Annotated in this window: 12 protein-coding genes; 8 read left to right on the top strand and 4 right to left on the bottom strand. The window is 27.2% G+C overall.

Translation table 11 applies throughout. From position 1 onward, the window contains the following. The first annotated feature begins 63 nt into the window (after positions 1-63). From AWN65_RS06945 to AWN65_RS06935, 3 genes are all read left to right on the top strand, one after another. Entirely contained in the window at positions 64-897 is an 834-nt protein-coding gene (locus AWN65_RS06945) for a hypothetical protein (RefSeq protein WP_060382503.1), read from the top strand. Between the two features lie 152 nt (positions 898-1,049). Further along, positions 1,050-1,358, top strand: a complete 309-nt coding sequence (locus AWN65_RS06940) for a hypothetical protein (protein ID WP_376777356.1) — start codon at positions 1,050-1,052, stop codon at positions 1,356-1,358. Positions 1,359-1,423: 65 nt separating this feature from the next. Continuing rightward, positions 1,424-2,011, top strand: coding sequence for a M15 family metallopeptidase (locus AWN65_RS06935; RefSeq protein ID WP_235588359.1), 588 nt, complete (start codon positions 1,424-1,426; stop codon positions 2,009-2,011). Here AWN65_RS06935 and AWN65_RS06930 read toward each other — a convergent pair. The 4 genes from AWN65_RS06930 to AWN65_RS06915 form a co-directional block, all read right to left on the bottom strand. Next, positions 1,992-2,564 (bottom strand): hypothetical protein, encoded by a 573-nt coding sequence (locus AWN65_RS06930; RefSeq protein ID WP_060382501.1) that lies wholly within the window; start codon positions 2,562-2,564, stop codon positions 1,992-1,994. The genes AWN65_RS06935 and AWN65_RS06930 overlap by 20 nt on opposite strands. Positions 2,565-2,567: 3 nt before the next feature. After that, a complete protein-coding gene (locus AWN65_RS06925) occupies positions 2,568-3,746 on the bottom strand; it encodes a class I SAM-dependent methyltransferase (protein ID WP_060382500.1) in 1,179 nt (392 codons plus the stop codon). Beyond that, entirely contained in the window at positions 3,746-4,834 is a 1,089-nt protein-coding gene (locus AWN65_RS06920) for an AI-2E family transporter (protein WP_060382499.1), read from the bottom strand. Before AWN65_RS06920 ends, AWN65_RS06925 begins: the two co-directional genes overlap by 1 nt. An 80-nt stretch (positions 4,835-4,914) precedes the next feature. Continuing rightward, positions 4,915-5,868, bottom strand: a complete 954-nt coding sequence (locus tag AWN65_RS06915) for a zinc metalloprotease (protein ID WP_060382498.1) — start codon at positions 5,866-5,868, stop codon at positions 4,915-4,917. Positions 5,869-6,221: 353 nt separating this feature from the next. Between AWN65_RS06915 and AWN65_RS06910 the strand changes: the two genes are divergently transcribed. From AWN65_RS06910 to AWN65_RS06890, 5 genes are all read left to right on the top strand, one after another. After that, positions 6,222-9,233: a tetratricopeptide repeat protein gene (locus tag AWN65_RS06910; protein ID WP_060382497.1), complete on the top strand. Its 3,012-nt coding sequence runs from the start codon at positions 6,222-6,224 to the stop codon at positions 9,231-9,233. A 184-nt stretch (positions 9,234-9,417) separates the two neighbouring features. Then, on the top strand, positions 9,418-11,190 hold the full coding sequence (locus AWN65_RS06905) for a porin family protein (RefSeq protein WP_060382496.1): 1,773 nt from the start codon (positions 9,418-9,420) through the stop codon (positions 11,188-11,190). Positions 11,191-11,274: 84 nt separating this feature from the next. Further along, a complete protein-coding gene (locus tag AWN65_RS06900) occupies positions 11,275-11,724 on the top strand; it encodes a hypothetical protein (RefSeq protein WP_060382495.1) in 450 nt (149 codons plus the stop codon). A 29-nt stretch (positions 11,725-11,753) separates the two neighbouring features. Continuing rightward, positions 11,754-13,382, top strand: a complete 1,629-nt coding sequence (locus tag AWN65_RS06895) for an amidohydrolase (protein ID WP_060382494.1) — start codon at positions 11,754-11,756, stop codon at positions 13,380-13,382. Positions 13,383-14,145: 763 nt separating this feature from the next. Further along, the gene (locus tag AWN65_RS06890) at positions 14,146-15,240 is read left to right on the top strand and encodes a hypothetical protein (RefSeq protein ID WP_123861994.1); all 1,095 of its coding nucleotides are present in this window, start codon (positions 14,146-14,148) and stop codon (positions 15,238-15,240) included. The last annotated feature ends 27 nt before the right edge of the window (positions 15,241-15,267 follow it).

Here is a 15,267-nt window from a genome sequence, read left to right as displayed (position 1 = left end):
TTATCTAAAAACTTTAGAATATAAAAAATATCAATTTAAAAAAAATAATTTAATACATTTAAAATGAGTTTATTATCAAATAAAAAATATCAATTATATACTACCTCATTATTTTTCCTTTTAAGCCTACTTTACTGTTTTTTTATTCAATACCTAATTCAAAAAAGTGTTTATAATGAAATTATTATTAGTTTACTTTTTCCATTGTTAGCTATTCCTTTTTTTAATAAAGAAAATTTAACATCAGATATTAAAAGATTACTAATATTAGAAACTTTTTTTAATCTAATATGTATCACTTTAAAACTAAATACATCTTTAAAAATAGAAATGATTATTTTTGATATTGTATTTGCTGTATTCTTTTTTTTTCAATCAGGAGGTTTTTTACTTTCCTTACTTACTAAAAAAACATATTATAATTTAATACCCACTATAGCATTAACTATAGGTCTTTTTATATATTATTTTAGATCAACAGGAACAATACTTTCTCCTGATAACAAAATCCTTATTTATGGCTATGATGCGCCCCTTGAATTACAATTTATTTATGGTTCTTGGTTAATCGGAGTATTATTAATCGACAATAAATTTTTATTACCTAAAGCGACAGTATTAATGGTTCATCTAGCTTCATTTATAGTAGCTTTTAAAGCTAATGAATTCTTTCATTCAAGAATAGCAACAGCATGTCATCTTTTTGTTTTGAATTCCATATTCGTATATAAATCACAAAATTGGATAGATAAAGATTTTGTGTCCATAAATTTTATAAAAACAATTTTAGACAAACCTAGATATTATAAAGCTTTATCATTAGTAATAAGTGTTTTATCTGTATTTTTCTTAATCTGTTTATTCTTTAATGTACAATGGCATTTTTTTAAAAGATAGTAAGATAAAATATAATACTTAACTGTTTTCTGTTTTTTATACCAAAACACAAAAAAACACTTTAAATAGTAAGATTATTTTAGAAATAGATATATTTGATATTTTAAAACTAATATTTTATCCTAGATATTAATCATTTATATATTATTGTTGTGTATTTATTCAATAATCAATTAAATAAAAAAAAGAAACAAGCAACAATTGGGAAATTAACCATAAGTATCGTAATGGATCTTGTGGGATATTTTAGTTATTTATTTCCTGGAGCAGGCGAATTTATAGACTTTTTTTGGGCTCCTTTTGCGGCATTTATAATGAGTATTCTTTATAAAGGAACAATTGGTAAAATTGCAGGATTTTTGACTTTTATTGAAGAAATAACACCAGGTTTAGATTTTATACCATCTTTTACAATTACTTGGTTTTATGAATATTATAAAGAGTCAAAACAAGAGAATTAGTTTAAAAATATAAAAGATTTATGTTTATAAAAAAGATAATCATCTTAATAACCATTTTTTTTTCAATGGGTTTTTTTTCTCAAAATAAAAACGTTGTTGTTGTACATGATACCACATTTGTAAATATAAAAGATTATTCTAAGGATTTTATTTTAGATATTAGATATGCCACAAATGATAACTTCTTAAAGAGTAAGGTATATGATTGCGATGCTTGTTATTTGCGATATAAAACAGTTAAACAATTGATAAAAGCTAATAAAGAATTTCTAAAGGAAGGATATAGAATAAAATTATTTGACTGTTATCGACCTTTAAGTATACAAAAAAAAATGTGGAAAATAATCTCCAACCCTAATTATGTAGCAAATCCTGAAAAAGGATCAATACATAATAGAGGAGGAGCAGTAGATTTAACTTTAGTAGATAAATTAGGAAATGAATTAAATATGGGAACTGAATTTGATCACTTTGGAAAAGAATCATCTCATACTTATAGTAATTTATCTAAAGAAATATTAAAAAATAGAAAATGGTTAAAAGACATGATGAAAAAACACCATTTTGACGCATTAGAATCAGAATGGTGGCATTATGGTTTAGAAGGAGCTCGTTACTTTCAATTGTCTAATTTTAATTGGAAATGCAATTAAAGTGATCTATGAAAAATTGAGCAGGAAAATAAGTTTCAACCAGTGTCTCACAATCTAACTCTTTGCGTATGACATAATCTGTAGAAGTGCCAGCAAAGTGAATACGCATAAAACTAATAGGGTATTTCTTTAATTCTTCTAAATCATCTTTTAAAAAAAAGAAATTAGATTCTATAAAACGATTATTTATACGTTCTTTTTCATTATAAATTAGATCATCACAACGATCATTATCACCATAAAGTAAAGTATAAATTCTACCATTACTTAGTTGAAAGATAATTTTAGAAGATTTATCAAAACAAATTGGTGTTTCAAATTTCTGACTTTTTTGAAGATGCTCTAATTTTAATGAAGGAATCCCGTTTGTAGAAATAAGAGAAAGGAAAATAAGTGTAGTTTTTCCTCCAAAAACTTTTTCATAGATTGTGCAACTTTTGGTTTGCTTTATTACACTAATAGAGTCCTTAATATTTAGGGCTAATTCGCAAGGTTTTTGTGACCAAATATAAAAATTTGTAAAAAGGAATAACCAATTAAATATAATTTTCATTTTTTAAATTTTATCGCAAAGCAAAATAATTTTATTATTATCTATATCAGTTGTAAAAAAAGCATATAAATTTCCTCCTTCTTTTATTTTCCATTTTTTTCGAATAGTTTCTACCGTTTCGGGAAAATTGCGAGTTGTAATATTTGCTTTTTTACCTTCTAAGTGTTTTTTAATTTCTATTTTATTATATGAAATATTTTCAATTATTTTAAATTTTCTACCAGGGAAATTAATAAGTTCATTATTTGTGTATAAGTGCGAGAAAGAATGAAGTTTATGTATAGGAAACAAATAACAGATATAATCAAATGCTCCTGATTTCATAATAGCACTATTAGGCTCGTATAAAAATAGTTGAGGTTTGCTATAATTACAATTAAAACTTTCTTTACCCCATATAAATTCTATGGACTCATTTTCTTCTTTAGTAATATTAATGGCTTTTGTTAAAATAGTATTATTGTAATCTTTTTCAATAATCCAAAGAAGTTCCTTTACTTCATTTTGAAAGGCTACGATATGAATTTCTTTTACATTTTTTAATTCATTTAGACCTGCTGATATATCTAATATAGGAGCTGTTTTGATTAATATATGTTCTGTAAATTGAAAATAAAAATCTAATAAATCAGGAACGTTAGGCAAACAATCTTTTAATAAAAAGACTTTTCCTTTAGTGTCATTCCTTCTTGAAGGATCAATATAAATCCAGTCAAAATGATTATTTAATTTTACTAAGGTTTCAATACTATCTCCTAGGTAACATTCAATATTATATGTTTTTAGCTCACTAAAATTATGTTTTACAATTTCATGTAAATCAGTTTTAATTTCACAATGAACGAGATGATTAAAATTCTTAGAAAAATAATAATCATCTATACCAAAACCACCTGTTAAATCAATTAAATTATTACCGCTTATAAGAGAAGATTTGTATAGAGCCGTAATTTCAGATGAGGTTTGTTCTATTGATAGTTTACTTGGGAATATAATGTTTTTTTGATGATACCAAGTAGGTAGTTTTTCTTTCGATTTTGCTTTAGAAGCAATTTGATTTAAAATTTCATTCCAGGGTATTTCAGGAAAAGGGTTTTTCATTAATGCTATTTTTGTGAAATTTAACGTTAATGAATTTTCTATGAATTCTTGTACTTTAGGTGCTAATAGATCAAAAATCATTATAAATTTTTTGTGATAGAATAGATGAATTTATTGTTAGGAAAAAATTCTTTTCCAACTACTTTGAGTATAGTGTAAGATGGAACGGCAATAATCATTCCCGTAATTCCAAATAAAAAACCAAAAATTAAGATTATCAAAAATATTTCTAAAGGATGTGAATTTGTACTGTTTGAAAAGATGATAGGTTGGCTGAAATTATTATCTATAAATTGAACTGCAAAAAAACCAGCTAAAATATATAACGCATGATATAGCATTTCGGTATTAATACTTCCATTAAAACTGCTTAATAAAGCTAAAGTAACAGCTAAAACACTTGCTATGATTGGACCAATGTAAGGAATGATATTTAAAACAGCACAAATAAAGGCTATAATGAAAGAATTTTCTACATCAAAAAAGAATAATACCAGAAAATAAAGTATAAACACAATTAGAAGTTGTAGCAATATACCGCTAAAATATTTTAATAGTAAAAAATCTATTTTTTGGATAGAAGCTACTATTTTTTCTTCGTGTTCATCTGGTAGGATATTTTTAAATAATCGTAAAAAAATAGCTCTATCTTTTAAGAAGAAAAAAGTAATGAAAAAACAAGAAGCAATTCCCATTCCTAGATTACTAATTGCATTGATAAAAGCATTTAGGAATTCACTTAAAAAGTGGAAATTAAAATATTTAGTTAAGTTGCTTTTATTAAGTATTTGATCGGCTTTAAAGCCGTTTGAATTTAAGAATGATTCTAGTTGAATGATTAAATGTTCTATTTGTATAGATAATGCTTTACTGTCTAATAGGGAAATATGAGTAGCTTGACTATTTATTAATGGGATAAACATTAAGAAGAATCCCAATACGATAAGTCCAAAAAGAAATAAGGTTGTTAATACGGCTAAAACATTTTTGAATTTTAGTTTTTTTCTAAAAAAATCCACAATAGGAGAGCCTATCATAGAAAGTAATAATGAAATAATTAGGTAAATAATTACGGTTTTAATTTTATAAAGAAAATAAAGTAAAATTGTAATGAGAACTAAAGAAATGATTGCTCTTATAATTCCGTTTGCAATGGTTTTGCTTTCCATGTTTTACGTTTTTGAAACGAATATATAAAAAAAATCCTGAGAAATACTCTCAGGATTTTAATCATATTAAAAATTTTATATTATGGTTGAGCAAAAGAATTTCTTGCACCACCAGCAGCAAATACTGCTAAAGCTCTTGATCTTTGACCTAAAGAGAACATATACATTCCTCTATCGTCTGTATAATCCATGTAGTTCATGTACATTTCAAGTGGAGTACCTGTACAAGTTGATCTATGACCTACAGCAGGAACACCTGAATTTGCAGAGTTATGAACAGGAGTGTCAGCTACTAAATCAGATCCACAAGTAGCATCACCCCAGATATGACGTAAATTGATCCAGTGACCTACTTCGTGAGTAGCTGTACGTCCTAAGTTGAATGGGTAAGTTGCAGTTCCTGTATTTCCTGTATACTTAGAATCTAAAACTACACCATCAGTAGCTGAAGAACCTCCAGGGAATTGAGCATATCCTAGTATTCCTCCTCCAATTGTACAAACCCAAATATTTAATTTAGTTGTTGGAGCAGTAGGATTAATACCTCCTTGAGTTGATTTTTTCATAGCATCAGCTGTTCCCCAAGATGTTTTAGTAGTCGTTTTTCTGATTACTTGATCTAATACAAAACGGATTCCTAGGTTACCACTTCTTACACTTGCATAAGGATTGTTAGCTGTGTTGTAATCAGTATTAGTTGCAGAAAAATCTCTGTTTAAAACATCAATCTGAGATTGTAATTGAGCTAATGAAATATTTTCAGCAGTAGTTCTGTATAATACGTTAAATACGACTGGGATTTCAATAACACCATTTACTAATCTTCCTGATTTGATAATTTCAGAAGTTTGTTTTTCAATATCACTCATTCTAGATGCCAATCCTGGATCTTCTTGCATTTGTCTTTCTAAGACTTCGTGAGAAGCACATCCTCTGTGTGCAGAAGCGTCAACTTGATTGTTAATAACACTGTCTTCTTTTTGGCAAGAAAACATCATTAATGCAGCAGAAGCTGATAATAATAATTTTTTCATAATTTGTTTTTTTTGTTTGGTTTGATTAATAAATAAGTTTTTTAATTCGTTTGCTAAATTAATATTATTTTTTGTTTAAACAAATTTAATTTTTGTTTGTGTAATTTTTTTGTTAAAATTTTAATTTTAATATATTTTTTTTTCTTTGATTTAAGGGGGGATTATGTTTTTTTTTAGTTTAATTGTTTTATTTTTAATAATATTAATGGTGTTTGTCCTGTTCTTGAAGAAAAAAAATCTTTTAAGCTATTACTATGGAAGAATAGCGGTATAAAATAATAAACTGATAACATAAACGTTTTAAACTATATTTATAGGAGAAAATACTACATTTGAATTACAAAAAATATCTTATGCGTCAATTACCTTTGTATATATACATCATTCTTTTTTTGAGAAGTCTATCTGTTTTTTGTCAACAGTCAGAAATTTATACAAATACTCTTAGCTCTTATCAAACAGGGATTAATCTTCTTAAAAGTAAAAACTATTTAGCTGCTCAGTTGGTTTTTGATAAAATACAAAAAACAGCTCCATTTGAAACCGCATCAGATTGTTCTTTTTACAGCGCACTCACTTCTTTAAGGTTAAGGCAAGAAAGTGCAGACCAAAAAATGCTTTTGTTTATAAAGGAATACCCTACAAGTACCAAAATGAATTTAGCTTATTCTGAATTAGCAACTTACTTTTTTGAAAAAGGAAGATTTGCCTATGCTTTAGAATATTTTGAAAAAGTAGATGAATCCGCATTAACGCATGATGAACTTGAAAAATATTATTTTTATCGTGCTTATACATTCTTTACAACTCACGATAAAAAATCAGCGAAACAATATTTTAATAAGGTTACTCAGTCTAGTGAATATGGTTCAAAAGCTAAATATTATCTAGGATTTTTAGCTTATGAAGGAGATCAGTATGACGAAGCAACTAAATATTTCGAGCAAGTAGCTAAAGATACTAGATACAATGAGAAAATTTCTTATTTTCAAGCAGACATGGCATTTAAGTCAGGTGCTTTTCAAAAAGCAATTGATTTAGGGGTAAAAGCAATACCTCATTCAACAATAGAAGAGAAATCAGAGCTTAATAAAATTATAGGAGAAAGTTATTTTAATTTAAAAGAATATGATAGAAGTATTTCGTATTTAAAAGAATATGAAGGAAAAGAAGGAAAATGGACTAATACGGATTTTTATCAGTTAGGGTATGCCTTTTATCAAAAAAAGAACTATGATAATGCTATAAGTTATTTTAATAAAATTATTGAAGGAAATGATTTAGTTGCACAAAATGCGTATTATCATTTAGGAGAAAGTTATTTAAAAACCAATAAAAAACAACAAGCATTAAACGCTTTTAAAAACGCTTCTGAAATGATTTTTGATAAAAAAATTCAAGAAGATGCTTATCTAAATTATGCCCGTTTGAGTTATGATATAGGAAACTCCTATCAAACAACACCAGAGGTATTGGTTAATTTCTTAAAAAAATATCCTAACACAGTTCATAAAATTGAAATCGAAAGATTATTAGTTAACTCTTTTGTAACTTCTCACAACTATAAGGAAGCATTACTGTTACTTGAAAAAAATAAAAATATAGGAAATCGAGCAATTTATCAAAAAGTAGCTTTTTATAGAGGGCTTGAATTATATGGCGAAAATAATTATAATGAGGCATGGAGTTTATTTAAAAAATCTATAGAAGAACAAAAAGATCCTCTATTTACAACTCGTGCAGCCTTTTGGAAAGCAGAAACAGAGTTTATTCAAAACGATTTTTCAAATGCTTTACTAAGTTATAAACAATTTCTGGGCTTTTCAGAATCAAAATCTACCATTGAAAATAAGAATATACATTACAATATAGCCTACACTTATTTTAAATTAAAAGAATATGAACAAGCTTCAAAATTTTTTCAAAAATACACAGAAAATCCAAAAGAAGATAAAGTACGACTAATAGATGCGTATTTACGATTAGCAGATTGTTATTTTGTAACTTCTAAATATAATCTAGCTATTGAAACTTATGATAAAGTTATAAACTTAAAAGGAATAGATACAGATTATGCTAGTTTTCAAAAAGCAATATCTCATGGTTTTGTAGGTAAAAATGAAAGAAAAATAGTAGAACTCAATAATTTTATTAAAAAATTTACAGAATCACAATACCGTGATGATGCCCTTTATGAATTAGCTAATACATACACTATAACAGGACAAACTACAGCCGCTATAAAAATATATGATCAGTTAATTGCAGAGTATAAAAAAGGAAGTTATACAGCAAAAGCTATTTTGCGTCAAGGTCTTATATTCTATAATGAAGATAAAGATGATTTAGCCTTGTTAAAATTTAAAGAAGTAGCACAAGAATACCCTAAAACAGAAGAAGCTAATGAATCCGTTCGAACAGCTAGACTTATTTATATAGATAAAGGAAAAGTACAAGAATATGCAAATTGGGTTAAAACACTAGATTTTGTAGAAGTAAATGACAAAGAGTTAGATCATGATGCTTGGGAATCAATAGAAAAACAATATATACAAGAAAACAAAGAACAAGTCGGACTAAATTTAAAAAGTTATATAAATACCTTTCCAAATGGAACTCAAATAATAAAAGCGCATTTTTACTTAGCAGAATTATATTACCAAAGAAAACAGCTAGATCTTTCTATTCCTAACTATGAATATTTAGTTTCAAAATCAAGAAATGAATACACAGAGCAAGGACTTACTCGTTTGTCAGAATTATTCTTAAAAAAACAAAATATAGATAAATCACTTTTATACTTAACTCGTTTAGAAAACGAATCTGATTTTGTACAAAATAAAATTTACGCACAAGCCAATTTAATGAAGATTTATTATGAAAAGAAAGATTATAGTAATGCGGTGATTTATGCTGAAAAAACATTAATGAATCCCAAAACAGAAATTAATCTTAAAACAGATGCTCAAATTATCGTAGCGCGAGCTGCAAGAGAAGTGGGAGATGAAAGCAAGGCAAAAGAAGCTTATATAAACGTTCAAAAAACGGCTCAAGGTGAACTAATGGCAGAAGCATTATACTATGATTCATTTTTTAAAAATAAAGAAGGTAAATTTGAACTTTCCAATGCAGTCGTACAAAAAATAGCAAAAGAATATTCAGGATATAAATATTATGGAGCTAAAAGTTTAATAATTATGGCAAAAAATTTTTACGGATTAAAAGATAGTTATCAAGCAAGCTATATATTAGAAAGTGTGATTAAAAATTTTAAAAATTTTGAAGACGTGCTTATTGAAGCACAAGAAGAATTAAATAAAATAAAAATAGAAGAAGCAAAAACAAATTCCTCCATAAAAGGATAATGTTTTAAAAATATTGTAATCCTAAATTTAAAAATAGAAGCTATAAAAAAATAAAGAACAAATATTTAGCTTTTTACTCTGACACAAGTAAAGTCTTGTAAATTATTAAATAAAAAAAGGACAAGAATACCAGCTTTAAAAACATCTTTATGATAAAAAATAGCTACTTTTAAAAAGAAAATAGATGAATAGAATTAATATATATGCAATAATCTTATTAGGATTTTTTTTTCAAAAAGGATTCACTCAAAAAAAAGATGATACAATAGGTACAGAAATAATAAATGTAGTAAAACCATATACACCCACCATTTCAGATGCTTTTAAACAAAAAGAAGTGCCTCCTGTAAATGAAACAGAGTCCTTACCCAAAGAAAGTATTAAATATCAGATTTTTTCCTTTCCAGTAGCATCTACCTTTGTCCCTTCTAAAGGGAAAGCAGATCAGATAGAAAAAAGCAAACAAGAAAAAATATGGGCTAATTATATATCAGCAGCTTATGCTAATTATAATACGCTTAATTCAGAACTTTTTATTGCTCATGATATAGATGATAGCCAATATTTAGGAGGTACCGTGCGATATTTAGGTTCAGGAGGAGGTATTTCAGGTATACCATTAAATAATGGGTATGAAGACTTATTACTTGGTGGATTCTATAGTTATACATTTGAACAAAATATATTAAAATTAGATGCTTCTTACAATAGAGAAGGATATAATTGGTATGGTTTACCCTTAAAGAATCCTAATTTCAATACTACCAATATTAACCTTATAAAACCTCAACACATCTATAATACATTCAAGGCAGATGCTGAACTAATGTTCGTTAAAAGCTTTTTAAATAAAATGAATGTTCGTTATATCGGATTTTTAGATGATTATGGATCTGCTGAAAATCGTTTTATATTAAATCCTCGTTTTAACTTTGATGTAAATCAGACAGACTTTAAACTCAATATAAACCTAGATTATGCTAATACCTCTTTTGATAAAAGTTTTCAAATAAATAAAAACAACCAAGGCAAAGATCTATCTATACAGAAATCTTCATTCATTTTTAGCGCACATCCTAGTATTACTTTTAAAAAAGACGATTTGTCTTTAGATTTTGGAGTTGAATTAACTTATTTAGCTCGATTAAAAAATCGTTACTCAGGAATAGATCAAGGAACCCAATCAAGTTTTTATTTCTATCCAAAAATTTATGCCTCTTATAAAATAGTAGGAGATCTAATGGTAACAACCGCTGGAGCAGAAGGAGGTTTAGAGCAACAAACTTATCAAAATTTTGTAAATCAAAATAAATTCTTTTCACCTACTTTAGATTCCCAACCAAGTGATCATCAATACGCATTATTTGTAGGTTTAAACGGGAAACTAGCCAATACAGTTTCATATTATTTAAAATCAACTTACGAATCAATAAAGAATAAAGCCCTTTTTATTAGCAATCCTTATTTGTCTACTCCTACAGAAAATTATAGTTATGGAAATTCATTTGATGTAGTATATGATGATATTAAAAATTTTATCTTTTTTGGTGAGTTAAAAGGAGATATAAACAAAAATATAACATTAGGAATTAATACAACTTTTAATTCTTATCAAACAAACACTCAATTAGAAGCATGGAATTTGCCAATTATAAAAGTTGGTTTTTTAGGAGATTTTACCATAGGTAAAAAATGGTATGCAGGAACACAACTATTTTATATAGGCGAGCGTAAAGATCAATTTAAGAATATAACAGATTTTGTTTATCCAGATTCAATACAAAATATTGAAGCCTATTTTGATATTAACGCATATACAGGTTATAAACACAACGATCGTTTAACATTTTTTATAAAAGGTAATAATTTAGCTAATCAAAATTATCAAAAATGGTTAAACTATCCTGTGCAAGGTATACAAATATTGGGAGGAGCAAGTTATAAATTTGATTTATAAAAAAAATAAAAGAGACGAACTCTTTAATAATAATACTTATTATTCTAATGATTATATTTTACAAAAAAATATTTTATACTTAAAATGACATTAAAACAACAAATTCATAACCAATATCTTCAAATACTTCAAGATAGAGTAGACATCTTTCAAGACATGATTAAAGAACTCACTGAAGATGCTTCAAATGATGCTAAAGGATCAGCAGGAGATAAACATGAAACGGCTTTATCTATGATGCACCTCGAACAAGAAAAATTATCCGCTAAATTAAGAGAAGCAATTGAATATAAAGCTATTTTAGAAAAAATAGATACATCACAAAAACATAAAAATATTGGTCTAGGAAGTCTTGTAAAAACAAATAAATTAATTGTTTTTATCAGTTGTGCTTTGCCTAAACTAACATTAAACGATCAGGTTATTTTTGGGATCTCACCCAATTCTCCTTTAGCAAAAAAAATAATAGGACAATCAGTATCTCATCAATTTGATCTAAACGGTGTCTTATACCAAGTTTTAGAAGTTCATTAACATTATATCTACCAAAGAAAAAGACCACAATGAAATCCATTTTATCTATAATACAATTAAGTCTTTTGACTTGTCTTACCTCTTCAGCTCAAAAACAAAAAGCAGATATGATTCTTACGAATGCTACAGTTTATACCGTTGATAAAAAATTTTCAAAAACAGAAGCATTTGCAGTAAAGAATGGTAAAATTATAGACATAGGAAAAACTGCAGATATAATAAAAAAATACCAATCAATTAAAAAGATTAACGCACAAGGAAAATATATTTTCCCAGGACTTTATGATGCACATGCTCATTTATATAGTTTTGGCTTAAATCTTCAAAAAGTAGATTTGAGAGGAACTAACAGTTACCAAGAAGTTTTAGATCGAATAGTTACTTTTCAAAAAGAAAAAAATCTTGATTTTATAACAGGACGTGGTTGGGATCAAAATGATTGGAAAATTAAAGAATTTCCTACAAAAGAAGAATTAGATAGATTGTTTCCTACCATACCTATAGTTTTAACTAGAATTGATGGCCATGCTCTTCTAGCTAATAGTAAAGCCCTAGAATTAGCAAAAATTACAACAAATACAAAGGTGTTAGGTGGAGAAATCCAAATGAAAAATGGAGCACTAACAGGTATTTTAATTGATAATCCAATGGATTTAATCTATAATATTATTCCAAAGCCAAGTAAAAAAAATCAAGTACAAGCAATTAAAGATGCCCAACAAGTAATGTTTCAATATGGTTTAACAACCATTAATGAAGCAGGATTAGAAAAAGAAACCATTCACTTGATAGATTCATTACAGCAAAAAAAAGAATTAAAAATAAATATTTATGCCATGGTAAGTGCCAGTCAAGATAATGTAGATTTATATACTCAATTAGGACCTTATAAAACGGATTATTTAAATGTAAGATCTTTTAAATTTATGGGAGATGGTGCATTAGGTTCTCGTGGAGCCTGTTTACACCAGCCTTATAGCGATCGTTCTAATCATCATGGAGCATTATTATCATCAGTGACCGATATACAAAAAATAGCAAAACAAATAGCAAATTCAGAATATCAAATGAACTCCCATGCCATAGGTGATTCTACTAATACCGTTTTATTAAATATTTATAAAGAAGTTTTAAAAGACAAACCCAATAGAAGATGGAAGATTGAACACGCACAAATAATACGAGAACAAGATTTTGATGCTTTTTCTTCTAATATTATTCCTTCCGTCCAACCCACACATGCTACATCAGATATGTATTGGGCTGAACAACGAGTAGGTAAAGAACGAATTAAACATTCTTATGCTTATAAAAAAATGCTAAACAAGGCAGGAATAATTGCTTTAGGTACTGATTTCCCAATAGAAGAAGTAAATCCTATGCTTACTTTTTATGCTTCGGTTGCCCGTAAAGATTTAAAAAATTACCCAGAAGGAGGATTTCAACCAGAAAACGCCTTATCTAGAGAAGAAACCATAAAAGGAATGACCATTTGGTCTGCTTATTCTAATTTTGAAGAAAACGAAAAAGGAAGTTTAGAAATAGGAAAGTGGGCTGATTTTGTTATTTATGATAATGATTTGATGACAGTGGATATAGATGCTATTCCTTATATAAAACCTATTAATACATTTATAAAAGGAGAACAAGTAAAATAAAATTAATTTTGACAACTCATAATTAAACTTTTATAGATCCCTTCTACTATTTTAATTCTAAAATTAGAACCAAATAAAAAACTTGAAAAGTAAAAAAATAAACCTGAACTTGTTATTTTGTCTTATTAAAAATTCTTCTCTATAAGTAACATTGTTTGTATTATCTTTTTGTACTATTTCAGAAGAGTTAAAAACTATTTGAGCTTATTTTAATTTTATTAAAATATATAATAATTCATAAAATATTTTTTTAAGCAAAGTCTTATACGATTTAAACTTTGAAATTTCCTCATAATACTATTTTTTATCCTTGAGACTGTACAAAAAGTTCGCAATCTTGTTCATTTCGACTAAAGGATAAATTACATAATCTTGATTATGAGACACCTCCTTACGTAGGAGTTATAAATTGCATGTTGATTTAGGCACTATCCTACAAAAGCAATAGAAACTAGTGTTGGTTCTCAATTCGCTTCGCGCTCGAACTAACGATGATTTCAATTATATACTCAACCGTTTGTTCGAGTTGTTTTAAAATGAAAAACGTATCGAGAACTTTATTTTTAATCCAGTATATTTTAAGTTTAAATGATATTTTTTGTATTATATTTTTTGGTACGATTATTGATTTTGATTTTATATACAAGAGTGTTTTTGTAGTAAAATACTGATATTTAGAGTGATAACTCTAATATTTTTGTTATAAATTACCTAAAACAATCTTAATTTATTAAATTTGTAAATGATTTTAAATGTAAGAGGGATGAAAAAAAGACTATTGTTAATTTTTATTATTTTAAGTTCTATATTAATTAATGGACAAGTGGGAATTGGGACTGTAACCCCCCAAGGAATATTAGATATTAGTTCTAATACAAGCGGGTTAATACCTCCAAGAGTAGAATTGATGGCATCAAATATTGAAGCTCCCGTGTTAAATCCACAAGGAGGCTCAATTGTAGCAGGTACTATAGTTTATAATACTGTAACAGCAGGTGTAACCCCAAATGATGTAATACCAGGTTTTTATTATTGGGATGGTACTAAATGGTTATTATTAACCAATCAAAATACATCTACACCTACCAATTGGAGTATTTTAGGTAACAATAATACGAATCCAAACACTAATTTTATAGGAACAACAAATGCAAATGACTTTGTAACAAGAACCAATAATGTTGAAAGATTAAGAGTGACAAGTGCGGGTAATTTAGGAATAGGAACTTCTTCTCCTACTTCCACATTAGATGTAAATGGAAATTTACGAATTCGCAATATTCCTGTTACCACAAGTTCAACTCAAATACTTACGAGTGATAGTAATGGAAATATAGGAACATTTAATACACATCTTCTCTCAGATGTAGATGGAGTTGTAGCTTCAAATCCTGTTAATTATTCAATAGCAGCTCCTGGTATAGTTAATAATTTGAATTTAGGTTTGTCAACTAATATTAGCCTTCCTGCAAATAAAAACTGTATAATTATTATAAACTATTCCGTTCCTATAGGAATTTCAAATTTTCCTAAACAAGAAGTAGTAGGATACTATGGCGTTCGATTTTTAAAGAATGGAACTGAAGCAGAAGCTGGCTCTAGGAAATCAACAATTGTAAATAATTATGAAACTGCACCATTAAATGGCTCCACTGCAAACATGGCAACTATTACTAATACATACATAGAAAAGTTAACCACTGGAGCTTCTCCAGTAAATATTACCTATTCTCTTAATGGTTATATAGAATATTATTCATCTTTTAATTCTAATTTCCTTTTTAATATGTGGTCCTCATCTCCTCCTAACTATAATTGGGGAAGAGCAACTATTACAAAACAAGTATACATATTATAGATATTTTAAAAATTTAAAAAAGGGATT

Origin of the sequence: Flavobacterium covae, assembly GCF_001534645.1 — a bacterium.
Classification (GTDB): Bacteria; Bacteroidota; Bacteroidia; order Flavobacteriales; family Flavobacteriaceae; genus Flavobacterium; species Flavobacterium covae.
The sequence above is the reverse complement of the archived record's forward strand: the minus strand, read 5'-3'. Positions and strand labels throughout refer to the sequence as shown.